This window comes from Thalassomonas actiniarum, assembly GCF_000948975.2.
GTDB classification, from domain to species: domain Bacteria; phylum Pseudomonadota; class Gammaproteobacteria; order Enterobacterales; family Alteromonadaceae; genus Thalassomonas; species Thalassomonas actiniarum.
Genome location: NZ_CP059735.1, coordinates 1,732,857 through 1,756,763 on the forward strand (window position 1 = coordinate 1,732,857; position 23,907 = coordinate 1,756,763).

General features: G+C 47.5%; 23 protein-coding genes. All 23 read left to right on the plus strand.

Translation table 11 applies throughout. The features are described 5' to 3' along the window. Window positions 1-11 precede the first annotated feature (11 nt). The 23 genes from fliM to SG35_RS07735 all read left to right on the plus strand — a co-directional run bounded on the left by fliM (window position 12) and on the right by SG35_RS07735 (window position 23,707). On the plus strand, window positions 12-1,073 hold the full coding sequence (fliM, locus tag SG35_RS07625) for a flagellar motor switch protein FliM (RefSeq protein ID WP_044830672.1): 1,062 nt from the start codon (window positions 12-14) through the stop codon (window positions 1,071-1,073). A 123-nt stretch (window positions 1,074-1,196) separates the two neighbouring features. Further along, window positions 1,197-1,607: a flagellar motor switch protein FliN gene (gene fliN / locus SG35_RS07630; RefSeq protein ID WP_044830673.1), complete on the plus strand. Its 411-nt coding sequence runs from the start codon at window positions 1,197-1,199 to the stop codon at window positions 1,605-1,607. A gap of 9 nt (window positions 1,608-1,616) precedes the next feature. Then, complete coding sequence (gene fliO / locus SG35_RS07635) at window positions 1,617-2,111, plus strand: flagellar biosynthetic protein FliO (protein ID WP_084692434.1); 495 nt, start codon at window positions 1,617-1,619, stop codon at window positions 2,109-2,111. Between the two features lie 17 nt (window positions 2,112-2,128). Next, window positions 2,129-2,926, plus strand: coding sequence for a flagellar type III secretion system pore protein FliP (gene fliP, locus SG35_RS07640; RefSeq protein ID WP_084692463.1), 798 nt, complete (start codon window positions 2,129-2,131; stop codon window positions 2,924-2,926). 12 nt (window positions 2,927-2,938) lie between these two features. Beyond that, complete coding sequence (gene fliQ / locus SG35_RS07645) at window positions 2,939-3,208, plus strand: flagellar biosynthesis protein FliQ (RefSeq protein ID WP_044830674.1); 270 nt, start codon at window positions 2,939-2,941, stop codon at window positions 3,206-3,208. After that, window positions 3,208-3,996: a flagellar biosynthetic protein FliR gene (fliR, locus tag SG35_RS07650; protein ID WP_044830675.1), complete on the plus strand. Its 789-nt coding sequence runs from the start codon at window positions 3,208-3,210 to the stop codon at window positions 3,994-3,996. Before fliQ ends, fliR begins: the two co-directional genes overlap by 1 nt. A gap of 146 nt (window positions 3,997-4,142) precedes the next feature. After that, window positions 4,143-5,273, plus strand: coding sequence for a flagellar biosynthesis protein FlhB (flhB, locus tag SG35_RS07655; RefSeq protein WP_044830676.1), 1,131 nt, complete (start codon window positions 4,143-4,145; stop codon window positions 5,271-5,273). Between the two features lie 149 nt (window positions 5,274-5,422). After that, the gene (gene flhA, locus SG35_RS07660) at window positions 5,423-7,525 is read left to right on the plus strand and encodes a flagellar biosynthesis protein FlhA (protein ID WP_044830677.1); all 2,103 of its coding nucleotides are present in this window, start codon (window positions 5,423-5,425) and stop codon (window positions 7,523-7,525) included. A gap of 66 nt (window positions 7,526-7,591) precedes the next feature. Continuing rightward, complete coding sequence (flhF, locus tag SG35_RS07665) at window positions 7,592-9,223, plus strand: flagellar biosynthesis GTPase FlhF (protein ID WP_044830678.1); 1,632 nt, start codon at window positions 7,592-7,594, stop codon at window positions 9,221-9,223. A gap of 17 nt (window positions 9,224-9,240) precedes the next feature. Continuing rightward, window positions 9,241-10,083, plus strand: a complete 843-nt coding sequence (locus tag SG35_RS07670; RefSeq protein WP_044830679.1) for a MinD/ParA family protein — start codon at window positions 9,241-9,243, stop codon at window positions 10,081-10,083. Between the two features lie 47 nt (window positions 10,084-10,130). Further along, window positions 10,131-10,826 carry an RNA polymerase sigma factor FliA gene (locus tag SG35_RS07675; protein ID WP_044830912.1) on the plus strand — a complete coding sequence of 232 codons (696 nt, stop codon included), beginning with the start codon at window positions 10,131-10,133 and terminating at the stop codon, window positions 10,824-10,826. A gap of 47 nt (window positions 10,827-10,873) precedes the next feature. After that, on the plus strand, window positions 10,874-11,257 hold the full coding sequence (cheY, locus tag SG35_RS07680; protein WP_044830680.1) for a chemotaxis response regulator CheY: 384 nt from the start codon (window positions 10,874-10,876) through the stop codon (window positions 11,255-11,257). 33 nt (window positions 11,258-11,290) lie between these two features. Beyond that, a complete protein-coding gene (locus SG35_RS07685; RefSeq protein ID WP_044830681.1) occupies window positions 11,291-12,034 on the plus strand; it encodes a protein phosphatase CheZ in 744 nt (247 codons plus the stop codon). 13 nt (window positions 12,035-12,047) lie between these two features. Beyond that, window positions 12,048-14,219: a chemotaxis protein CheA gene (locus SG35_RS07690; protein WP_044830682.1), complete on the plus strand. Its 2,172-nt coding sequence runs from the start codon at window positions 12,048-12,050 to the stop codon at window positions 14,217-14,219. A 14-nt stretch (window positions 14,220-14,233) separates the two neighbouring features. After that, the gene (locus SG35_RS07695) at window positions 14,234-15,340 is read left to right on the plus strand and encodes a protein-glutamate methylesterase/protein-glutamine glutaminase (RefSeq protein ID WP_044830683.1); all 1,107 of its coding nucleotides are present in this window, start codon (window positions 14,234-14,236) and stop codon (window positions 15,338-15,340) included. Next, window positions 15,333-16,079, plus strand: coding sequence for a flagellar motor protein (locus SG35_RS07700; protein ID WP_044830684.1), 747 nt, complete (start codon window positions 15,333-15,335; stop codon window positions 16,077-16,079). Before SG35_RS07695 ends, SG35_RS07700 begins: the two co-directional genes overlap by 8 nt. Beyond that, a complete protein-coding gene (locus tag SG35_RS07705) occupies window positions 16,076-17,047 on the plus strand; it encodes a flagellar motor protein MotB (protein ID WP_044830685.1) in 972 nt (323 codons plus the stop codon). The genes SG35_RS07700 and SG35_RS07705 overlap by 4 nt, the downstream gene beginning before the upstream one ends. A gap of 9 nt (window positions 17,048-17,056) precedes the next feature. Next, window positions 17,057-17,833: a ParA family protein gene (locus SG35_RS07710; protein WP_044830686.1), complete on the plus strand. Its 777-nt coding sequence runs from the start codon at window positions 17,057-17,059 to the stop codon at window positions 17,831-17,833. Further along, window positions 17,834-18,622 (plus strand): chemotaxis protein CheW, encoded by a 789-nt coding sequence (locus tag SG35_RS07715; protein ID WP_044830687.1) that lies wholly within the window; start codon window positions 17,834-17,836, stop codon window positions 18,620-18,622. A gap of 74 nt (window positions 18,623-18,696) precedes the next feature. Next, window positions 18,697-19,191, plus strand: a complete 495-nt coding sequence (locus SG35_RS07720) for a chemotaxis protein CheW (protein ID WP_044830688.1) — start codon at window positions 18,697-18,699, stop codon at window positions 19,189-19,191. Window positions 19,192-19,252: 61 nt separating this feature from the next. Beyond that, window positions 19,253-19,711: a DUF2802 domain-containing protein gene (locus tag SG35_RS07725; protein ID WP_236702503.1), complete on the plus strand. Its 459-nt coding sequence runs from the start codon at window positions 19,253-19,255 to the stop codon at window positions 19,709-19,711. A gap of 165 nt (window positions 19,712-19,876) precedes the next feature. Further along, entirely contained in the window at window positions 19,877-20,689 is an 813-nt protein-coding gene (locus SG35_RS07730; protein ID WP_236702504.1) for an MlaA family lipoprotein, read from the plus strand. A gap of 276 nt (window positions 20,690-20,965) precedes the next feature. Then, window positions 20,966-23,707, plus strand: coding sequence for an SLBB domain-containing protein (locus SG35_RS07735; protein ID WP_044830690.1), 2,742 nt, complete (start codon window positions 20,966-20,968; stop codon window positions 23,705-23,707). The last annotated feature ends 200 nt before the right edge of the window (window positions 23,708-23,907 follow it).

Genomic DNA, 23,907 nt, shown 5'->3' on the forward strand with positions numbered 1-23,907 from the left:
AGTACTACTGAGTGAGTGATTTATTATCGCAAGACGAGATCGATGCGCTACTTCATGGTGTCGATGATGTCGAAGAAGAAGAAATAGTTGAGGAGTCCGTCGAACAGGAAGGGACTTCCGACTATGATTTTTCCTCACAGGACCGTATCGTTCGCGGTCGTATGCCGACCCTGGAAATGGTGAACGAACGTTTTGCCCGTCATATGCGTATCAGCTTGTTTAACATGATGCGTCGCAGCGCCGAAGTTTCCATTAACGGTATCCAGATGATCAAGTTTGGTGAGTACGTACATACCCTGTTTGTACCCACCAGTTTGAATATGGTGCGTTTCAGACCGCTCAAAGGTACCGCGCTGATCACCATGGAAGCCCGGCTGGTGTTTATCCTGGTGGATAATTTCTTCGGCGGTGACGGCCGTTACCATGCCAAAATCGAAGGGCGCGAATTTACTCCGACCGAGCGCCGTATTATCCAGATGCTGCTTAAGCTGATCTTTGAAGATTATAAAGAAGCCTGGTCGCCGGTGATGGATGTTTCTTTTGAATACCTGGACTCCGAAGTGAACCCGTCGATGGCCAATATCGTCAGCCCCACCGAAGTGGTGGTGATCAGCTCCTTCCATATCGAGCTCGATGGCGGCGGTGGTGACTTCCATGTTGCTTTGCCTTATTCCATGCTTGAACCGATACGTGAACTGCTCGATGCCGGTGTGCAAAGTGATAAAGAAGATACCGATATGCGCTGGTCCAAGGCGCTTAGGGATGAAATTATGGATGTGCCGGTAGAGCTCTCGACTAAGTTCCTGGAAGTGGATTTGCCCTTGTCGCAGGTGATGGAGCTTGAGGCCGGTGATATTATCCCGATCGAAATGCCGGATCATATTACCGTGCTGATTGAAGACCTGCCGTCGTTCAGGGCCAAGCTTGGCCGCAGCCGCGACAATGTTGCCCTGAAAATAGAATCGAAAATCAAACGTCCTGAGTCGGTGAAATCTGAATTGACGATATTGACCAAAGGCGGTAAACGCCTGGACAGCGATGCCGAGCTGCATCTGTTAGAAGATGATTTATAAAAGATTATTTTTTACAAGATTAGTTAAAGTGAATGTATAACAGATTAATGGCTTAGAGAAGACTTGACCCTTTGAGGGATTTTTTTAAGTGATTAAGATCATGAATGTATTGAGGTAAGTGCCATGAGCAATGAAAATGATGATGATCTGGGGATGTGGGACGAGGCACTGAATGAGCAGGCTGCCGCTAAAGCCCAGGCAAGCGGTGATCTTGATGCCGAAAAGGTTGAGCTGGAAGAGCTTGAGGAAGACGCCCCGATTTCCGGCGAAGAAAAACGTAAACTGGATGCGATTTTAGATATCCCGGTGACCATTTCCATGGAAGTGGGCCGCAGCCATATCAGTATCCGTAATTTGTTGCAGTTGAACCAGGGCTCAGTGGTGGAACTTGACCGGGTGGCCGGTGAGTCTTTAGACGTGCTGGTTAACGGTACCTTGATTGCCCACGGCGAAGTGGTTGTGGTCAATGACAAGTTTGGTATTCGCCTGACGGATGTCATCAGTCAGATAGAAAGAATCAAGAAATTAAAATAAAGGCGGGATATGATGCGGTATATACTTGCCTGTTTGTTATTGCTCTCTTCCTTGATGAGTTTTGCCCAGGAAACGGCTCCGGAAAAGGCCGGGCAAACGCCTGTGGCTACGGCGCAGCAAACTCCCGGGCAGGACAAGGAGCAGGCAACGCCTGAAGGCGCCCCCACCGAGGTGGGCAAGCATGTCGGCACCAACATGGACTCGATGAGTTTTATCTTGTCATTTTTGATGATACTGGCGCTGATTTTTGTTTGCGCCATGTTATTAAAGAAATTTCAGCCGGGGTTGCAGCAGCAAAACGGTTTGAAGGTAATTACCAGTTTAAGTTTAGGGGCAAAAGAACGCGTTGTTGTGGTTCAGGCGGGTGAGCAGCAATTATTATTAGGGGTGACCGCCCATCAGATCACTTTGCTTGACTCCCTTGAAGAGCCTTTGGCCCAGGGCACGCCGATCACCGGCGACCTCGGTCAGTCATTCGCTAAGTTATTAAGAAAGTCGTCATAGTGCGGGTGAGCGAATTTATGAAACAAACAAATGCCAGAGCAACGGGCGCCGTCAAAAACATTATCCCTTGTTTGACCCTGTTGTTGGGCCTGCTGTTGCTGTTTGCCGGACAGGCTTATGCGGCAGATGATTTGGGCATGTCGGCATTAAAGCTGACCACCAACCCGGACGGCTCCCAGGAATATTCTATCACCCTGCAAATCCTGATCTTTATGACGGCGCTGGGTTTTATTCCCGCCGCGGTGATCATGATGACCTCTTTCACCCGGATTGTGGTGGTGATGGCGATTTTGCGACAGGCAATCGGCTTACAGCAAACCCCCTCCAACCAGGTAGTGATCGGCCTGACCCTGTTTATGACGCTGTTTGTGATGACCCCTGTCTATAATAAAATCAATGAAGTCGCTATCCAACCCTATCTGGCGGAGCAGATGACCTCGATTGAGGCGGTCGATCAAGCCAAAGTGCCTCTTAGGGCTTTTATGTTGGAGCAAACCCGGCTCAAAGATTTAGATACCCTGGCGCAAATGGCGGGAGTAGAAGCCGAGCAGCCGACGGATCTGCCGATGACAGTGATCATTCCGGCTTTTGTGATCAGCGAATTGAAAACCGCGTTTCAAATCGGGTTTATTTTATTTATTCCCTTTTTGATCATTGATTTAGTGGTTGCCAGTATCTTGATGGCCATGGGTATGATGATGTTATCGCCTATGATAGTTTCTCTGCCGTTTAAACTGATGTTATTTGTGCTGGTAGACGGCTGGAATCTGGTGATAGGCACCATAGCCACCAGTTACGGCATGGGTGCAGTGTAAAGGAGTCTTGGTATGGGACCCGAAGTTTTTGTTGATATCTTACGTGATGCCCTGTTCCTGGTGATCGTGCTGGTGAGCGCGGTTATCGTGCCCAGCCTGCTGGTCGGCCTGGTAGTGGCGATTTTCCAGGCAGCAACCTCGATTAACGAACAAACCTTAAGCTTTTTACCGCGTTTACTGGTGACCCTGATGGCACTGATCGCCGGCGGTCATTGGCTGGTGCAAAAATTAATGGATTATACCTTCCGTCTGATAGCCAGTATTCCCAGTGTGATCAGCTGATGGAGTTTACCGAATCAGTTGTTAACCAGTTTATGGCTGATTTCCTCTTGCCCCTGTCGAGGATCACGGCACTGGTGATGACCATGATAGGTTTAAGCTCACAAACGATACCGGCACCGATCAAACTGGCATTTTCTGTGGCCATCACGGTGGCGATTATGCCGGCGATTCCCCCCTCAAATGTCGGGAATTTATTCTCCTTTGCCACCGTGATCCTGGTGGCGAAACAAACCATTATCGGCGTCCTGATTGGCTTTGTGACGGTTTTGGTGATCAATACCTTTACCCTGGCGGGTCAAATCATCGCCATGCAGACCGGTTTAGGTTTTGCCTCGTTAGTAGATCCCGTCAGCGGCATGAATGTCCCGGCGGTGGGACAATTTTTCCTGATTTTATCTTCCCTATTATTTTGGGCGATGGACGGGCACCTTATTTACCTGCAATTTATTACCGCCAGTTTTGAGACCATTCCGGTTTCCAGCACCCATATCTATCCCAGTGTCCGTTTTAAAGAGCTGGTGGAGTGGGCCAGCTGGATGTTTGCCACCGCCTTGTCGCTATCGCTTGCCCCGCTTACCGCCATGCTGCTGGTAAACTTTTCTTTTGGCATCATGACCCGGGCGGCGCCGCAGTTGAATATTTTTGCCATAGGTTTTCCGATTACCATGTGTGCGGGATTAATTATCATGTGGCTGACGATGGGCAACTTTCTTACCCACTTTGAACTGCAGTGGCAGCGTGCAGTAGACTTTAGCTGTTACCTGATAAATTGCCGGGCAAGATCATGATGTCGCTAAATGCAGGTATGCTGATTATGTCGACTATTTTCCCGTTAACGGGTAAGCTTTTTACTTATCTTGAGCAGCAGCGGCAAAAGGTTGTAGGTTTTAGGGCTGGCATACTTTCCTGCTTAAGCGAGCACAAGGCAAAGTAGATGGCTGATTCCGACAGCGGGGAAAAGACCGAAGAACCGACGGCGAAAAAGCTGTCGGACGCCCGAAAAAAGGGCCAGATAGCCAGATCCAAAGAGCTGGGCACTATGTTTGTGCTGGTCGGCAGTGCCAGCGCCCTGTTGATGACCGGAGAGTCCCTGGTAGCAGCCTTATCTACCATGATGAAGCGGCTGTTTAGTCTTTCCCGCGAGGAAACCATGGATATCCACGCCCTGTACCAGGTGGTCAGTGACAGTGTTGCTTCGGTAGCCGCGCCTTTGCTGTGGATGTTTTTCATTATCATGCTGGCGGCCTTTATCGGCAATACCCTGCTTGGCGGCATGAGTTTTTCCTGGGGAGCGATGGCACCTAAATTCAGTAAACTTTCCCCTTTGGCGGGCTTTAAACGTATGTTTGGCGTGCAGGCCATGGTGGAATTTGTCAAATCTCTGTTGAAATTCTTTGTTGTCTTTATCGTCGCCTACCTGCTGCTGTCTGGGTTATTTGATCAGATCCTCGGGTTAAGTCTGGAGTCTATCCCGAATAATTTCGGCCATGCGGTGGATATGCTGTTATGGATGTTTATGGCGCTGACCTTTTCGTTAATCATCATTGCCGTCGTCGATGCCCCCTATCAAAGCTGGAATCATAACCGCCAGTTAAAAATGACCAAGCAGGAAATCAAGGATGAGATGAAAAACTCCGAAGGTAACCCGCAAACCAAAGGGCGTATTCGCCAGAAACAATATGAGATGTCGCAGCGGCGTATGATGCAGGAAGTGCCCAATGCCGATGTGGTGGTGACCAACCCCACCCATTATTCGGTGGCGTTGAAATATGATGCCGATCAGGGGGGGGCGCCGGTTGTCGTGGCCAAGGGCATAGACGAAATGGCCATGCATATCCGCACTATCGCCAAAGAGCACGGGGTGGAAATCGTCCAGTCGCCGGCGCTGGCCCGCTCCCTCTATTATACCGCGGAAATCGATCAGGATATCCCGGAAGAGCTTTTTGCTGCGGTGGCACAGATCCTGGCATTTCTCTTCCAGCTTAAAGCCCACAGAAAAGGCAAGGGGCGCAGGCCTCAGGCGCTGGCGAAAAACCTGCCTATTCCGGAAGAATTTCGTTACTAGCCAGTGGCAGGAATAAGCCGGGCAAACGGGTTTAAAACACAGATAACGCTCGCCTGGTTAAGCTTTATCCACTTGAACATTTCCATCGCTAATCTGGTCCGCTTATTGCTATTTACTGCCAGGCGTCAAAATTTTATCAAGAAGTAACTATGCAATTAGCAGCGTATTTTAATAAGTTCGACAAAAGTAAATTAAGCTACTTTTCCGGTTTAGGTACCCCTTTATTGGTGATGGCAACCTTAGGCATGGTGATCTTGCCGATGCCCGCTTTGCTTTTGGATGTGCTCTTTTCCTTTAATATCGCCCTGGCGCTGGTGGTATTACTTATTACCGTTTATACCTTAAAACCCCTGGACTTTGGCTCATTCCCCGCCGTGTTGCTGATTGCCACCATATTACGTCTGGCGCTAAATGTTGCCAGTACCCGGGTGGTTTTGCTTGAAGGCCATGAAGGCGGCGATGCGGCGGGTAAAGTCATCGAAGCCTTCGGCTCTGTGGTGATTGGCGGTAACTATGCCGTCGGGCTGGTGGTGTTTTTAATTTTGATCATTATCAATTTTGTCGTGGTCACTAAAGGTGCAGGCCGGATTTCGGAAGTTACCGCCCGCTTTACCCTGGATGCCATGCCGGGTAAGCAGATGGCGATTGACGCCGATTTAAATGCCGGTTTTATCGACCAGGATCAGGCCCGTGCCAGACGCGAGGAAGTCACCAATGAAGCGGATTTTTATGGTTCTATGGACGGTGCCAGTAAGTTTGTTAAAGGGGATGCCATTGCCGGTATCCTGATCTTGTTCATCAATATTATCGGCGGTTTAATCATAGGCATGGTGCAGCATGACCTGTCTTTTGACAATGCCGTTGAAATTTATACCCTGCTGACCATAGGTGATGGTCTGGTGGCGCAAATCCCCGGCCTGTTATTATCGGTTGGCACCGCCATAGTGGTTACCCGTCAAAATACCTCGGAAGACATGGGCTCCCAGGTCAGCGGTCAGCTGGGGCAGGAGAAATCTTTATATATTGCCGCCGGTGTGATGTTTGTTATGGGCATCGTGCCGGGCATGCCACACTTTGTCTTTTTATTCTTTGCCGCTGTGATCGGCGCCGGTGCCTATTTGGGCGGCAAACATAAAGCGAAGAAGGCGGTAGAGCTGGCCCAGGCACAGGAGCAGGAGCAGGTGGAAACCCAGCAACAGGAAGCGGAAGTGAAAGAGCTGGACTGGGATGATGTTAACCATGTTGATATTATCGGCCTGGAAATCGGTTACCGCTTGATCCCTCTGGTGGATAAGGCGCAGGGCGGTGAACTGCTTAGCCGCATCAAAGGGGTGCGGAAAAAACTTTCTCAGGAATTTGGCTTTCTTGTACCCGCGGTGCATATCCGGGATAACTTAGACTTAGACCCTAACTGCTATCAGATCTCCCTGATGGGGGTAGCGGTAGGTACGGCGGAAATCCGTCACGATCAGGAGTTGGCCATTAACCCCGGCCAGGTCTTTGGTCAGCTCGAAGGCACAGTTACCAAAGATCCGGCTTTTGGCCTGGATGCGGTATGGATCAATCAGAATCAGCGTGAGCATGCCCAAACTTTAGGTTATACCGTGGTGGATGCGGCAACGGTGCTGGCGACCCATTTAAGCCAGATATTGACCAATAATGCAGCTCAGCTGCTGGGTCATGAAGAAGTACAAAACCTGATGGATATCCTGGCGAAAAGTTATCCTAAGCTGGTGGAAGGCCTGATCCCGGATATCCTGCCGTTAGGGACTGTGGTTAAAGTATTGCAGAACCTGATGAATGAAGGGGTTGCGGTACGGGATATGAGAAGCATAGTCCAGACCCTGGTGGAGTACGGTCCCAAGAGCCAGGATACCGAAGTATTAACCGCCGCGGTGCGCATCGCTATCCGTAAATTTATTATCCAGGACCTGGTAGGCCCTGCGATTGAAATCCCCGTCATAACTTTGTCGCCAGAATTGGAACAGATGTTGCATCAGTCTATGCAGATGGCCGGAGATGATGGCGCAGGCATAGAACCAGGTTTGGCAGAACGCATGCAAAAATCATTATCCGAAGGGGTACAGCAGCAGGAAATGGCTGGCGACGCCCCGATATTACTGACATCAGGGATTTTACGCTCGGTACTGGCGAAATTTACCAAGTATACGATTCCAAGTCTGCGGGTGGTTTCCTATCAGGAGATTCCCGACGACAAACAAATTAAGATTGTCAGTGTTATCGGCCAGTAATAGATGAAATAACATTATTGCAGAGCAGTATTCAGTCACCAGCAGCTGGATGATAAGGGGTTATCAGTGAAAATTAGACGTTTTGTAGCGAAAGATATGCGAACAGCATTAACGCAGATAAAAGAAGAGTTAGGTGCTGATGCCGTTATTATGTCCAATAAAAAGATCCCGGAAGGGGTCGAGCTGATGGCGGCGGTTGATTATAACCAGGTGGTACCGGAAGCCCGTAACGAAGAAGCGGAAGTGGCAAGCGGCAACCCTGCTGCCGCTTTGCCCCCGTCAGCCAATGGCCGGGCGATGGAAAATGATGTGGTGATGTTGGGCCAGCAAAAGGCTGCTGCCATCCAAAATGCTATGGCGCAACAGGGAATACCACAAACGGCCATGCCCCAAGGAGCTACTGCACCGGCAAATACTGATACCGTGAGTGTACCGGCAGACAGCTTATCGGCGTTGCTGCAGCGCCAGGCCCAAAGCAATGCCAATACCGCAGCTCAAACGCCTCAAGCCACTGTGGCCCAAACCCCGAGTCGACAGCAAGAAGCGCCGCTAGGCAGTATCGAAGAGCAGTTTAAGAACTTTACCCAAAGATTGGAACAGTCAAGTGTTGCCGCGGATGACAATAATTTGGCGCGCAATAACGGCCAGGAAAATGCCGGTCAAGAAAATGACATGTTTGCCGAGATGGATAATGGCTTTGACAGTCAAACCCAGGCGAGCACCCTGAGTTCAGCTGCCATGAACTCCCATGGCGGCGCCGTTGCCCAGCAAGACTTCGACAACATGAAGAAAGAAATGGCTTCTATCCGTCAATTGCTAGAGCATCAGGTATCCGGTTTGATGTGGCAGGATATGGCGCAAAAAGATCCCTCCCGTGCACTCCTGGTAAGTCGTTTAAAAGCCCTTGGCGTGACCGAGCAGCTGGCGGATCAAATTGCCGGTTATGTGCCCGCCAATGTCAATGAAGAAGATGCCTGGGAGCAGGCCTGTGAGTTAATGACCCGGCAAATCAATACCACCAATAACGATATTATTCACCGCGGCGGTGTGGTGGCCTTAGTCGGCCCGACCGGCGTAGGTAAAACCACGACCGTGGCCAAACTGGCCGCCCGCTTTGCCCAGATCCACGGCGCCGAACAGGTGGCGATGATTTCAACCGACACCTACCGTATCGGCGGTTATGAGCAGCTGGCCACTTATGGCCGCATTATCGGCTGCCAGGTCAAGCAGGCGAAAGATGCCCAGGCCCTGGATGCGCTTATCCAGCAATTTGGTAAAAAGAAACTTATCCTTATCGATACCGCGGGTATGGGACAAAGAGATATGCGTTTAGCGCAACACTTAACTACCTTAATTGCCAATGCCCGTGTTAGAATCAGGAACTATCTGGTATTAGGTGCCAATGCACAACAAAGAGTGATGCAGGAAAACGTTGAGCGCTTTAAAAAAGTGCCTTTATCTGGATGTATTTATACTAAACTTGACGAAAGTCTAAGTATTGGCGAAATTATTTCTACATCCATTCAAAATGGCTTGCCAATAAGTTATCTTACTGACGGTCAAAGAGTTCCTGAAGATATTAAAGTTGCAAATGCCGAGAAATTAGTTACTCTTGCTGATAAAATGGCAAATAAAGTCGCAGGCAATAATCCCGGGGGATGGCAATCTGTTTCGATGAACCCTGCAGCAGTTGTATAATAACGAGAAGTAGTTAGATGATAGATCAAGCGAGTGGCTTACGAAAAATGCAAGATTTACAACAAATCAAAGTCATTGCTGTATCAGGAGGAAAAGGGGGGGTCGGTAAAACGAATGTTTCACTCAATACCTCTATTGCTCTGGCACAACAAGGCAAACGAGTTTTAGTACTTGATGCCGATTTAGGTTTAGCGAATGTTGATGTGATGCTGGGCCTGAGAGTTCAGCGCAACCTGTCCCATGTCTTGTCCGGGGAATGTGAGCTTGATGATATCATTATCAAAGGGCCCGCCGGTATCAATATTATCCCGGCCAGTTCCGGTACCCAGTCCATGGTCGACTTGACGCCGGCAGAGCATGCCGGTTTGATCCGCGCCTTTAGCGATATGCATGGTCAGTTTGATGTGCTGGTGGTGGATACCGCCGCCGGTATTTCCGATATGGTGCTCAGTTTTTGTCGTGCTGCCCAGGATGTGATGTTAGTGGTGTGTGATGAACCTACCTCTATTACCGACTGTTACGCCCTGATGAAGCTATTAAGCCGGGACCATGATGTTTTTAAATTTAAAGTCGTGGCCAATATGGTACGCAGTCCTAAGGAAGGGCAACAACTTTTTGGTAAACTGACCAAGGTTACCGATCGCTTCCTTGACGTTGCCCTGGAGCTGGTGGCGGTGATCCCCTTTGATGAGCATATCCGCAAATCGGTAAGAAAACAAAAGGCGGTTATTGAAGCATTTCCCGAGTCCCCTGCCGCGCAAGCGTTTAAAGCGCTGGCAAAACGTGTTATCAGCTGGCCTGTCCCGAAACAGGCATCGGGCCATTTAGAGTTTTTTATCGAGCAGTTATTAGAGCATTAATTTCATAGACTGGTGGAGCAAGCGTGGTCAAAACAAATGCTTATAACATGCATACCGACAAATCTGCACTTCTGGAGCGGCACAGCGTATTAGTCAAACGTATTGCCTATCATTTACTGGCCAGGTTACCTTCAAGCGTACTCGTTGATGACCTGATCCAGTCCGGCATGATCGGGCTTTTTGAAGCCGCCAATAATTTTGACGGCAGCAAAGGGGCGAGTTTTGAAACCTTCGCCGGTATCCGCATTCGCGGCGCCATGCTCGATGAAATTCGCCGCGGCGACTGGACCCCGAGATCTGTCCATAAAAACAGCCGGCTGATCAGTGACGCTATCCGGGGGCTGGAAACAGAATTGGGCCGGGATGTGACCGATATAGAAGTTGCTGAAAAACTTGATATTTCATTGAATGAATACCATCATATATTAAACGAAGTCAGTAGTGGCAAAATAATAGGCATCGCAGATCTTGGTGCCAGTGAAGATACCATCAATTTTGATGAAGACAGCCACGTTGATGATCCTTATCAAAACATCGAACAGGTTGCCTTTAAAAAAGGGTTGAGCGAGTGTATTTCTACTTTACCTGAGCGAGAAGCTTTAGTACTGTCCTTGTATTATGATGAAGAATTAAATTTGCGTGAAATTGGCCAGGTACTGGATATCAGTGAATCCAGGGTCAGCCAAATTCACTCTCAGGCGATGCATAGGTTAAAAGCACGTATGCAATCCTGGAAAAGTTAAGTAGAATATAATATAAATCGATTTTTAACGTTTCACCGGAGGGTGCCTTGGATAAAAATATGAAAGTTCTTGTAGTTGATGACTTTTCAACGATGAGACGAATAGTTAAAAACTTGTTACGGGATTTAGGTTTCACTAACATTTCAGAAGCGGACGACGGCAGCACAGCTTTGCCTATGCTTCAGGGGGGAGACTTTGATTTTGTCGTAACCGACTGGAATATGCCCGGTATGCAGGGGATTGACCTGTTAAAGGCAATACGCGCCGATGAGCGTTTATCGCATATCCCGGTATTGTTGATCACCGCCGAAGCGAAAAAAGAACAAATCGTCATGGCAGCGCAAGCCGGCGTTAACGGTTATATTGTTAAGCCGTTTACTGCTGCGACCTTAAAAACAAAACTTGATAAGATTTTTGAACGTTTAGGTTAATACGTTCTGGTTGTCAATATGTAAGGACGTAGTATGACAAAATTGATGAGTGGCCATGTTTCTCTGGAACAGGCTAAGTTACTGGTGGAGTATTTAGATAGCGGCCAGCAGGAAAAGGCTGATGAACTTATAGCGGAAATACAAAATCCTATTAATTCTGAGCTTTTTGCTGAAATTGGCAAGCTAACTCGTCAGTTGCATGACTCGTTGATGAATTTTCAACTTGACTCGCGTCTGAATGATTTAGCAACAGCGGATATTCCTGACGCGAAAGAACGCTTGAATTATGTCATTACCCGTACTGAAGAAGCAGCCAACAAGACCATGGATGCGGTTGAGTCTATCTTTCCTGCGATAGACTCTCTTCAGGATAAGGTGAAAACAGTCAATCCGCTTTGGCAAAAGTTGATGGACAATCAACTTAATTTGGGCGAATTTAAAAATCTTTGTCTGGATATAGATACATTATTGAAAATCACCGGGACGGAATCCGACCGTATCCACTCCCTGATGACCGATGTGCTGATGGCCCAGGACTTCCAGGATTTAACCGGCCAGGTTATTCGCAAAGTCATTGACTTGGTGAGGGAAGTAGAAGACAGCCTGATCGGCATGTTAACCGCGTTTGGTATTTCGTCAGCCACAGGGCAGGCGATTGCTAAACCGAGCGTCGGCGACAACCTGGTTGAAGGGCCGATCGTCAATACCGAAGAAAGAGATGATGTTGTCAGTGATCAGGATGACGTAGATGATCTTTTGTCTAGTCTAGGATTTTAAGGGGAATAAAAGTATGTCCTTTGAAGCAGATGAAGAAATTCTTCAGGATTTTTTAATAGAAGCTGGTGAAATACTCGAATCTCTGTCTGAGCAGTTGGTTGAACTGGAGAATGATCCCGATAACGCAGAGCTGCTGAATGCTATTTTTAGGGGATTCCATACCGTTAAGGGCGGGGCCGGATTTTTATCATTAACCGAATTGGTTGATGTTTGTCACGGCGCAGAAAACATTTTCGATATCTTGCGTAATAACCAGCGTTCGGTGACCTCTGAATTGATGGATGTCATTTTACAGGCGCTCGACTCCATTAACGAAATGTTTGAAAACGTTAAAGAGCGTATTCCGCTAGAGGCTGCCGAGCCGGAATTACTGGCGGAGCTGCACCGCTTGAGCGTACCAGAAGGAGCTGCTGAGCCGGTGGCCAATGATGAAGCTCCTGCCGCCGAACCCGAGCCTGCCTTTGAAGAATTTGATCAAGGCGATAATTTTGAGGCGGCAACGGCGGATGAGCCGGCAGATGCTTCTGATGAAATGACCGAAGATGAATTTGAGCGTTTGCTCGATGAACTCCATGGCAGCGGTAGCCCGGGGGCGAGTGAGCCGGGTAAGAGCGATGATGCCAACAGCGGTGACATTACCGATGATGAATTTGAGTCGCTGCTTGATGAGCTTCACGGACAAGGGGCATTTTCCCCCGGTGTTGGCGCACCGACTGCCACTTCAAGCGGCAGCGATGAAATTAATGACGCCGAATTTGAAGATTTGCTGGATCAGATCCATGGCAAAGGCCAGGCGCCTAAATCGGTAATCCCCGCAGCAGATACGGCGCCACCGCCACCTGCCGCTAAAGCCGAGAAAGCTGAGGCTAAACCCAAAGCCGCTCCTAAAGCGGTACCGGCTCCTAAAGCCGCCCCGGCAGCAGCCAAAAAGGCCGCGAAACCTGCCGCGAAAGGCAGCGATGATAAAAAAGCGCCAGCCACGCCAACCCCGCAAGCAGAAACAACTGTACGTGTTGATACCAAGCGTTTGGATCAAATCATGAATATGGTGGGTGAGCTGGTATTGGTGCGTAACCGCCTCACCAGTTTAGGTATGACCAAGGAAGATGAAGATCTGACCAAGGCCGTTTCCAATTTAGATGCCGTGACCACAGATTTGCAGGGCGCGGTGATGAAAACCCGGATGCAGCCGATTAAGAAGGTCTTTGGCCGTTTCCCCCGGGTGGTACGGGATCTGGCTCGCAGCCTGAAAAAAGAAATCAAGTTAGTGCTTGAAGGGGAAGAAACCGATTTAGATAAAAACCTGGTGGAAGCATTAGCGGATCCCCTGGTGCATTTAGTGCGTAACTCGGTCGACCATGGTGTTGAAGAGCCGGACGTACGCCAGTCTTTGGGTAAACCACGCGAAGGTACGGTGATCCTTTCTGCTTCCCAGGAAGGGGATCATATCCTGTTAACCATCAAAGACGATGGTGCCGGTATGAATGCCGAGAAGCTTAAAGAAATAGCGATAGAACGCGGGGTATTAGATGCCGATGCCGCAGCGCGTATGTCGGACAAAGAAGCTTTCAGCCTGATTTTTGCCCCGGGGTTTTCTACCAAAACGGAAATCTCCGAAGTCTCCGGCCGTGGTGTCGGCATGGATGTGGTGAAAACTAAGATCACCCAGCTTAACGGTACCGTCAATATTGACTCCGAATTAGGGGTTGGTACTGTGCTGGAAATCAAGGTGCCGCTGACACTGGCGATCTTGCCGACCCTGATGGTGGTCGTAGGCGAGCAAACCTTTGCGCTGCCGCTTGCCGGGGTTAATGAGATATTCCATCTCGATTTAACCAATACCAATAGCGTTGATGGCCAGTTGACCATCATAGTCAGGGAAAAAGCGATCCCGCTGTTTTATCTTGACCAATGGCTGGTGAAAGATTTCGAGGAAAAGAGTCGCGACAAGGGGCATGTGGTTATTGTTCAGTTGGGCAATCAGCAAGTCGGTTTTGTGGTTGACAGCTTAATTGGCCAGGAAGAAGTGGTGATCAAACCTCTTGATCGCCTGCTTCACGGTACGCCGGGTATGGCGGGGGCAACCATCACCAGCGATGGTGGTATCGCCCTGATCCTGGATGTTCCTAATATGCTGAAATATTACGCGAAGAAATCGCCAGTAAATAAAAAATTGCGCTCATAATAAAGAGAATATGAATGACCTATAAAATACTCGTTGTTGATGATTCGAGTTTTTTCAGACGTCGTGTCACTGATATCTTAAATAAAGATCCTAATCTCGAAGTGATTGATGTTGCGGTAAACGGCAAGGAAGCCGTTGAAAAAGCGAAACTTTTAAAGCCAGATGTTATTACTATGGATATCGAGATGCCGGTGTTAAACGGCATTGAGGCGGTTAAGCAGATCATGGCTGATTCGCCGGCGGCTATTATCATGTTCTCTTCCCTGACCCACCAGGGGGCGAAAGCCACCCTGGAAGCGCTTGACGCCGGTGCTTTGGACTTTTTGCCAAAAAAGTTTAATGAAATCGCACAAAATAATGAAGATGCCGGTAGTGTGTTAAGACAGCGGGTTTCTCAGCTGGCCCGGCGCAGGGCTTTTGCTGTGCGTCGTCCGCTGAGAAGCAGTATAACCCGACCTGACAGGGAAAGCGCTAAAGAGAAGGCTACTGTTGCTCCGGTAAAAGAGACCATTGCCAGCAGAAGAGCACGTGCTTCCGGCAAGGAGTATAAGCTTCTGGCCATAGGCACATCTACCGGCGGCCCGGTGGCGCTGCAAAAAATACTCACCCAGTTGCCTGCCAATTTTCCTGTCCCTATTATTATGGTGCAGCATATGCCGGCAGCCTTTACCCAGGCCTTTGCCAACCGTTTGAACTCCCTTTGCAAAATTGAGGTCAAAGAAGCCAGCGATGGCGACGTGCTCAAGCCGGGCCATGCCTATCTGGCTCCCGGAGGCAGGCAAATGCTGCTGGATGGCAAGGAAAGCAATGCCAGGTTAAAGATTGTCGATGAGCTGGCGGCGAAAGTGGCTTATAAACCCAGTGTGGATATCAGCTTTGGCTCTGCGGCCAAAGTTTTCCAGGGTAATGTCCTGGGCTTGATCTTAACTGGTATGGGCTCGGATGGCCGGGAGGGCTCGCGTATGCTTAAAGGCAAAGGCGCGACTATCTGGGCCCAGGATGAAGAAACCAGTGTGGTTTATGGCATGCCGCAGGTGGTAACCGCTGCCGGTATTTCCGAATTATCCCTGCCGCTGGATAATTTCGCCGAGTCTATCCTCAAGGAAATGCAGCATGGATAAACTCAGTATCGCTGGCCTGGTTATCGCGATTCTGGCAATTTATGTCGGTTTCAGCGTTGAAGGCGGTACTGTTTCTGCATTATTTGAGTTACCGGCGTTTTTAATTGTTTTTGGCGGTACCCTCGGGGCGGTCATGCTGCAATCATCCACCAAGCAATTTTTTCATGCCATGTCCCTGCTTAAATGGGTTTTTACCCCGCCGGTTTATGATATTGACCAAGGGATAAAAAATATTGTCTCCTGGGCCGAAAAAGCACGTGAGTCCGGTTATCTGGCATTGGAGAATATCGCCCTGGATGAAAGAGATAACTATATCTATAAAGGCCTTAACCTCCTGGTGGATGGCGCTGAAATTGAGAATTTCAGGGTATCACTGGAGCTGGACTTAGAGCTTTACCGGGAGCACAATTTGAGATCCGCCCATGTTTTTGAATCTATGGGGGGTTATAGCCCGACCATAGGGATTCTGGGCGCTGTACTTGGCCTGATCCAGGCGCTGGGCAATCTCAGTGATCCCGATTTGTTGGGGCAAGGCATTGCCACTGCTTTTGTTGCGACTATCTATGGGGTCGGCTTTGCCAATCTGATATATTTGCCGATAGCCAATAAGATGAAAGATATTATTCATCAGCAAACCTTATACCGGGAAATGATTGCCGAAGGGCTGATTGCCATTGCTCATGCTGAAAATCCCCATGCCATTGAAAATAAGCTTTCTGCTTTCAGGTTACAGCAATGAACCGGTCCCGCAGCAGAAGGCACAGTGTCGAGCATGACGATGTTCATCGCTGGCTGGTGTCTTATGCCGATTATATGACCCTGCTGTTTGCCTTGTTTGTGGTGTTATATGCCATGGCGATCGTGCATGATAAGCCTTTTGAAACTATTACCGAGTCTTTGGGACGGGTATTCCAGGCGGATCAGCCGCTCACCCAAAATAAGGGGCATGGCGACGATATTTTGCTGGTGAATACAAAAAAAAGCAATAAACCCCTGTACGGTGATGGTTTGCTTGAAGACCCCGGCCCTGAGCTGTATGAAGGTGAAAACGAACTTTCCAATATTAAAGACAGCCAGGTCGGCTCCAACTTATCCGCGCTGGAAGAAGAGTTACATGCGGCCTTATTTGAGCTGGAGCAGTCGGGTTATGCCAAAATGCAAATTGACGGCGACTGGCTGGAAATAGAATTAAACAGCGGTTTGTTATTCCCGAGCGGTTCGTCGTCGGCGACCCTGGCGGCAAAATCTATCTTAACGGAAATATATAAGGTAATAGGCCCGGCGACTAACTTTATCCGTATTCGGGGTTATACTGATAACCAACCGATTAATAATGAGATTTTTTCGTCAAACTGGGAGTTATCGGTTTATCGCGCCACCGCGATTTTACGCATGCTGGAACAAATGTCCCTTAACCCGGCCCGCATGGCAATAGAAGGTTATGGCCAGTATTATCCGAGTGCCGACAACAGTACCGCACAAGGGCGTGCACAAAACCGTAAAGTGGTGATAGCCATTTCTAAGTATGGCCTGCAGCAGGCGAAGTTGCCGGAAGAGCCGGGGATAGCAGTAGAGAACTTGCAAAACCAGGTACTGAAAACTGAGTCGGCGGCCGGGGAAGATGCGGTCAAAATCATTCAACTGGAAAGTGGCGGCATTCGTATCACCACCCGGGATGAAGAACAACAACCAGAACCAGATAATTAGGATGCAGCCTTGGTCATTTGGACGATAGCAAATCAAAAAGGCGGCGTGGGTAAAACGACGTCTACCATAACATTAGGTGGCTTACTGGCCGAGCAGGGGCACAGGGTCTTATTAGTAGATACCGATCCCCATGCGTCGTTAAGCTATTATTTTGGCATAGAATCTGAGGATCTCGAGCTCAGTGTCTTTGACTTGTTTGTTCAGGTCTCCACCAAAGAGCAAATAGAGCAAAGCCTGTGCCCGACCCGGTATGAAAATATCGATATCCTGCCGGCGACGATGGCATTGGCGACCTTAGACCGCTCCCTCGGCAGTAAAGGCGGTATGGGCTTAGTATTAAAAAAGGCCATGGAGCAACTGAGGGACGAATATGATTATGTGCTGATGGACTGCCCGCCGGTGCTCGGGGTCTTGATGGTTAATGCCCTGGCCGCGTCAGATCGTATTTTAGTGCCGGTGCAAACGGAGTTTCTTGCCCTTAAAGGTCTGGATAGGATGATGAAAACCCTGGATATCATGCAGGGAGAGCAGGACAAGCCTTTTTCCTATACCATTATCCCGACCATGTATGATAAAAGGACCAAGGCATCCCTGCTGGCATATCGGTCTTTGCAGGAAATGTACGGGGAAAAGGTCTGGTCAAGTGTGGTGCCGATCGACACTAATTTCAGGAATGCCAGCGTTGAGCAAAAAGTCCCGTCAGATTATGCACATTCAACACGCGGCGTATATGCTTATAAAAAACTGTTAAATTATTTGATGAATTTGCCTGCGGTGAACAGATAAATGAGTAAACCTTTAGCGGCCAGTAAAAAAGTGATGCAAAATTATCTGTCGGAATTATTGACGGATGAAAGCGCTGAACCGGCACAAACAAGTGAAAAAGAACAAAAGCTGGAAAAGCTGCTGCAAAATGTTGCTGCGCCCCAGGCGGAACTGCCGCCCAGGGCCTTGTCACGTAAACGGAAAATTACGGTTAAGGCAAAAGTCAAGACGGCAGAAGTTGCCGAGCCGGAAAAAGTCCTGCCAGTTGTTGAACCTAAAGTCGAACAGCTTGAGCAAGAGCAAGCGCTGCGCACCCGAAAAAGTGAAGGGCCGCTGAAAGTTAAGACTGAGGCCAGTTATCGCAAGGGCAGTTTTCAGGCCTTGTTTTTTGAAGTTGCCGGCCTGGTGATTGCCGTGCCCCTGATTGAACTGGGGGGCATACATAATATGGACAAAACCAGTACCCTGATGGGAAAGCCGCCCTGGTTTAAAGGGGTGATGATCCACAGGGAAGAGCAAATCCAGGTGGTGGATACCGCCTTGTGGGTAATGCCGGAAAAATGTGATCAAAAACTAAAAGAATCGCTAAACTATCAATATGTTGTTATGTTAAGTAATACACACTGGGGTCTGATGGCGGAATCTTTGGTGGATACCGTGACCCTGGAGCAGGAAGATGTCAAGTGGTTAGATGCCCCGAGTAAGCGTCCGTGGTTAGCCGGCTTAGTAAAAGATCGTATGTGTGCTCTGCTTGATGTGGTGGAGCTGACGAAATTACTTGATCAGGGGATGAGTATAAATCAGGAATAATAGTGATTAAATTAGTGATGGAACTCGCTGATTTAATTAATATAACAGGATTGATAAATTGAGAGGCTAGTTGTATGTCTGACGAGAGACGCAATGCAAGTGAAAAAGTAGATACTAATGATGAGGTGCTTCAATGGGTGACCTTTAAATTGGAGAAGGAAACCTACGGCATTAATGTGATGCAGGTGCAAGAAGTGCTGCGTTACAGTGAGATTGCCCCTGTGCCCGGCGCGCCCAGTTATGTGCTGGGGATCATCAATTTACGGGGGAATGTCGTGACTGTGATCGACACCCGCATCCGCTTTGGTCTGGAAACGACGGAAGTGACGGATAATACCCGGGTGGTGATCATAGAAGCAGAAAAACAGGTGATTGGTATCCTGGTTGACAGTGTCGCGGAGGTGGTTTACCTGAGGGCTTCTGAAATCGACATCGCACCGAATGTCGGCAATGATGAAAGTGCTAAATTTATCCAGGGGGTGTCGAACCGTGAAGGCGAATTGCTTATCCTGGTGGACTTGAATAAGCTCTTGTCGGATGATGAATGGGATGAACTGAAACAGTTTTAGTCGCTGATTTTTGTTATAAAAAGCCTGCGTTGCGGGCTTTTTTTATGGAGGGAGAATTATTTTGTCGTTAACTGTTGTGATCCTGGCTGTTGTTGCGGTTATTGTTTTGCTTGTGGTGCTGGCGCTTTATTTTGCTTTAAAGTCGCTGAAAGCTAAATTAATGCTGTTGGAAGCGCAGGTTCAGGCATATCCCCTGTTGATGGAAGAACTGCAAGCCAGTGTTGCCGAGCAGCAGGCCCTGATGGCGGCTATGGATGAAAAGCATGACCATAGGGGCACAGAACATGAGCAAGTGTCAAAACAACTGACCCACAGGGTTAAAGTGGTGCAGGATGAGCTGGCTAAGCTCAAAGAAATGTTTGAGCAGCACCAGGATCAGCAACCGGAAGACAAACTCTATAGCCGGGCATATAAACTGGCGGAATTAGGGGCTGATGTCGAAGAAATCATCAATGAATGCGACTTGCCGCGGGCGGAAGCCGAAATGCTGCTTTCCGTATATAAGAAAAAAATCCGCTAATAGCCCTTTACCTTTGACTTCGTAAGGATTTTTCTTACATTTTCTAACAAGTATTTGACACTTGCGAACATAAATTCTCGGCGAAAAGATGTGGCAAAAGCAACAGCCGTGATAAACTACCCACCTTTACTTGATCAAGATCAGAGCAAATCTAAGGGAATTTTTGTGCAACTTTATTTTACTCAACTGATTACCAGGGGTTTTAGCAGCGTCAGGCAACTGGCTGCGCCTGCTTTAATGATTTTTTTATCGCTGCTACTTAGCGCCTGCTCAAGCACTTCCGCAATCAGCGATGGCGATAGCCGGGATCCGCTGGAGCCGGTTAACCGGCCGTTTTGGACTTTTACCTGGGATTATGCTGATAAATATGTGATCAAGCCGACTTCTGAAGCTTATAGTGACTATACACCGACGTTTTTACGTTCCGGTCTTTATAATATGGCGCTTAACCTGAATGAGCCGTCAACGATCATCAATAATTTACTGCAGTTAAAATTTAGCGAGGCGGCATCGAGCACCGGGCGTTTCGTGCTTAATTCCACTATCGGTATGCTGGGCTTTTTTGATCCCGCCAGTGACTTTGGCTGGAACAGGGAGCAGGAAGAGTTCGGTGAAGTCCTTGGCAAGTATGGCGTTGGCGATGGCCCCTATCTGGTGGTGCCGGCACTGGGGCCAAGCTCGGTCAGGGAAGAAGCGGGTGACTTTGTCGACCGTTATTACTGGCCGCTGGCGGTTATTGATTTCTGGCCAAACATGCTGCGCTCTGCGGTTATAGGTTTGGAAAAACGGGTGGCACTGGCTGATCAGGAACAGTTGATCATTGAGTCAGTCGATTCTTATGAATTTGTTAAAAATGCCTATTTTCAGAATATGAATTATAAGGTGCATGACGGTAACCCGCCAATTGTGGTCGATGAAGAGGAAGAAGCTGAAATTGAAGCCTTTCTCGATGAATTTGAAGACGAAATTGAAGAATAAGGCCTGAGTAATCATTCACTTCTATCAGGTAGGCGCTTTAGCCTGCTTGACAGAAGCGGAAATCAGATAATCATTCTTTCTAATAATAGATTACTTCTATTTTCTTTTTTTAAATCTTGCTCTTTTCGACTCCCGGAATCATGAGTGTACTCCTAGGGCTTGAATTTCAGTAAAAAAGTTCCTTTTAGGAAATAGACTATGGTGCTAAACTGCGGCTCAAAATCAGCATTTACTTGCTTTAACCCCTTTATTTGAACAGGACGTGGCATTTTCTAAATGAAAAAGATCATATTTAAAATATTTCTTGGCTGTTTTGCCGTCTTTTTATCTACTTCCCTAGTTGCTGCTACTCAAATTTCCCAGCAACAGATAGAACAATTTAAAAAATTGCCACCCAGCCAGCAAAGGGCATTGGCCCAAAGTATGGGGGTAGATTTAAATACTATCAATGCACAAATCAGACGTTCTACCTCAGATAAAGAAGAAGTAGATCAAACAACTCAGCAGGTTTATCCTCGTGATACTCAATTTGACCAATTTGGTAATCCCATTTTAACTGATGCCTTAGAACAGGAGGAGGAGGAGGAAAGCGATGAACCTCAGCCTTTTGGTTATGACATTTTTGCCAATGCTCCAGCTACTTTTGCGCCAACAATGGATATTGCTATTCCGCAAGGTTATGTTATCGGCTCTGGTGATGTGCTTAACATTCAGATCTTTGGCAAAGAAAATCTTGAGCATGAGTTGCCTGTTTCTCGTGAAGGTCAGGTGCTTATCCCAACTTTAGGTGCTTATAATGTTTCCGGTATGTCATTTCCTGAAATGAAAAAGTATTTGAGCAGTAAAATCAAGGATAAAATCTTAGGGGTTGATGTTGTTATTACCTTGGCAGAGTTACGTTCAATGCGGGTATTTGTACTTGGCGATGCATTCAAGCCTGGCCCCTATACTTTAAGTTCATTATCAAGCATAACCCATGCAATATTTGCTGCAGGCGGTATTAATGATATTGGATCTTTGCGTAATATCCAACTGAAAAGGGCTGGTAAATTAATTACCACATTGGATTTATATGACTTACTCATCAACGGTGATTCTTCTAATGATATCATGCTGCAATCGGGTGACGTAGTTTTTATCACGCCTGTCGGCAAGCGGGTGACGGTTGATGGCGAAGTTACCCGCCCGGCAATATATGAGTTAGCTGAAAATGAAACTTTTGAGACGGCGATAAAAATGGCGGGGGGCTTATTACCTTCGGCTTATCCTTCCTCTACGGTTGTTGAGCGTTTTAATAAACAAAACCTTCGTTCACTGCTAAATATTGATTTAAGTCAAAAGGCTTCATTGAAAAAATCGGTTCAAGGTGGTGACTATATCCGGGTGATGAAAACTTCTGAGCAGTTTGCTCAGTCGGTGACTATTATTGGTGCTGTTTCCCGTCCAGGTAATTATCAGTGGAAGAAGGGGCAACGTATTACGGATTTACTTCCTAATATCAATGCCTATTTATTACCTGATGCCGATTTAAGCTACGCTTTGCTTATCCGTGAAAAAGGACAAGGGAGAGATATCGAGGTCCTGCAGTTTGGTCTTTTTAATGCGGTATCAGATCATGCTTCTGCAGATAATCTCGTACTGGAACCCCGTGACAAAATTTTGGTGTTTTCTAATGACGAGAAGCCAACATCAGAGAATGTATCATTAGAGAGTTTGGCTTTAACGAAAGAAGAACTACTGGAAAAAGAAAAGGATAGTGCCAAAATTGATTATGAAGACAGGTTGTTTTGGCAACAATATGGTACCGATCAACAGATAGATTTTGTCTATGAAGAAAAAGATGAGTTGGAAGAGCAGCTTAAACTTGCTTCCCAGTCGATGGAAGAACTCACTGGAGGAACGGTTACCGAAGAGCTTGAATTAAGGGAGCTTGGGCTTTTCTCCAGAAAACGTCTGTTAACTCCTGTGATACAGCAATTGAAAAGACAAGGGGCCTCTGGAGAGCCAATACAGTTGGTAGAAGTTGCCGGCGAAGTAAAATTTCCGGGAACCTACCCTCTTGCAAGTAATATTACTGTGAAAGACTTAGTTATTGCTGCTGGTGGTTTAATGGAGTCTGCATATCTAGATAAAGCAGAAATTACCCGTAACGTCTTCTTTCAGGGAGCGGCAACTAAAGAATCTAAAAATGTTAATTTAAAGTCCGCATTGGCCGGTATTGCTGAAAGTAATGTCTTATTGCAGAGTAAAGACCGTCTCAATGTGCACCAGATACCCGCCTGGCAGGAAAACCATGTAATTGAACTACGCGGTGAATTTCTTTTTCCTGGAAAATATACTATACGCCGTGGAGAAACTTTAGGTCAGCTGATTGAACGGGTAGGTGGTTTTACTGATTACGCTTATATCAACGGCTCGGTTTTCACCCGTGAAAAATTAAAGCAATTAGAATTGCAAAACTTACTCAAGGTATCGGCTGATTTGCGCATGGAAATTGCCTCTAAAAGCCTGGCGCAAAGTAAGGGCAATCCGATGATCGATTATGATCAGGCAAAGAAATTATTGGCAGATTTGACGAAAGTTAAACCCATTGGCCGTTTGGTTATTGATTTACCGAAGTTGGTGTCAAACGGTGATTTTGATGTTTTATTAGAAGACGGTGATGTGTTGTATGTGCCGACCAGACAAAATTCTATCAATGTGATTGGCCAGGTGCAATTAGCCTCTTCACACTTATATCAAAAGGAACTATCGGTAGAAGATTATTTGCGTTTAAGTGGTGGCGCTAAAAAACAGGCCGATGAAGATCGTCTATATGTGATCAGGGCTAACGGCTCTGTGATGATCCCCTCGCAGAGTAATTGGTTTAGTGAGCGCGATACCAGTACATTGAATCCGGGAGATACGCTAGTGATCCCCCTTGATTCTGAATATATGGACAATTTGACTTTATGGGCCACAGCAACACAAATAGTATATCAGGCAGCAGTCGCCATTGCGGCCGTGTCCGGCATATAGCCCTCTCTTAAGCATTTTTTAGCCAACTAAGCCGGTATATCAACAAGTTATACTGGCTTAGTTGTTCATAGGCGTCTATAATAAGCGCGCTTAGATCGTAATGAGATAAGCTATGATCATAAGTGATTATTTTTTCTAAATTTCTGTGCAAAATGTTTTGCCAGGAAATACTTGCTAAATTATTCCAATTGGTACTAATT

Bases quoted from the DNA above. Each gene is read 5' to 3' on its own strand.
- fliR (WP_044830675.1), top strand. From the start codon at position 3,208: ATGGAGTTTACCGAATCAGTTGTTAACCAGTTTATGGCTGATTTCCTC.
- SG35_RS07695 (WP_044830683.1), top strand. From the start codon at position 14,234: ATGACCTATAAAATACTCGTTGTTGATGATTCGAGTTTTTTCAGACGT.
- SG35_RS07685 (WP_044830681.1), top strand. From the start codon at position 11,291: ATGACAAAATTGATGAGTGGCCATGTTTCTCTGGAACAGGCTAAGTTA.
- SG35_RS07705 (WP_044830685.1), top strand. From the start codon at position 16,076: ATGAACCGGTCCCGCAGCAGAAGGCACAGTGTCGAGCATGACGATGTT.
- SG35_RS07720 (WP_044830688.1), top strand. From the start codon at position 18,697: ATGTCTGACGAGAGACGCAATGCAAGTGAAAAAGTAGATACTAATGAT.
- SG35_RS07715 (WP_044830687.1), top strand. From the start codon at position 17,834: ATGAGTAAACCTTTAGCGGCCAGTAAAAAAGTGATGCAAAATTATCTG.
- fliO (WP_084692434.1), top strand. From the start codon at position 1,617: ATGATGCGGTATATACTTGCCTGTTTGTTATTGCTCTCTTCCTTGATG.
- SG35_RS07690 (WP_044830682.1), top strand. From the start codon at position 12,048: ATGTCCTTTGAAGCAGATGAAGAAATTCTTCAGGATTTTTTAATAGAA.
- fliP (WP_084692463.1), top strand. From the start codon at position 2,129: ATGAAACAAACAAATGCCAGAGCAACGGGCGCCGTCAAAAACATTATC.
- SG35_RS07670 (WP_044830679.1), top strand. From the start codon at position 9,241: ATGATAGATCAAGCGAGTGGCTTACGAAAAATGCAAGATTTACAACAA.
- flhA (WP_044830677.1), top strand. From the start codon at position 5,423: ATGCAATTAGCAGCGTATTTTAATAAGTTCGACAAAAGTAAATTAAGC.
- SG35_RS07735 (WP_044830690.1), top strand. From the start codon at position 20,966: ATGAAAAAGATCATATTTAAAATATTTCTTGGCTGTTTTGCCGTCTTT.
- fliQ (WP_044830674.1), top strand. From the start codon at position 2,939: ATGGGACCCGAAGTTTTTGTTGATATCTTACGTGATGCCCTGTTCCTG.
- SG35_RS07675 (WP_044830912.1), top strand. From the start codon at position 10,131: ATGCATACCGACAAATCTGCACTTCTGGAGCGGCACAGCGTATTAGTC.
- fliN (WP_044830673.1), top strand. From the start codon at position 1,197: ATGAGCAATGAAAATGATGATGATCTGGGGATGTGGGACGAGGCACTG.
- flhB (WP_044830676.1), top strand. From the start codon at position 4,143: ATGGCTGATTCCGACAGCGGGGAAAAGACCGAAGAACCGACGGCGAAA.
- SG35_RS07700 (WP_044830684.1), top strand. From the start codon at position 15,333: ATGGATAAACTCAGTATCGCTGGCCTGGTTATCGCGATTCTGGCAATT.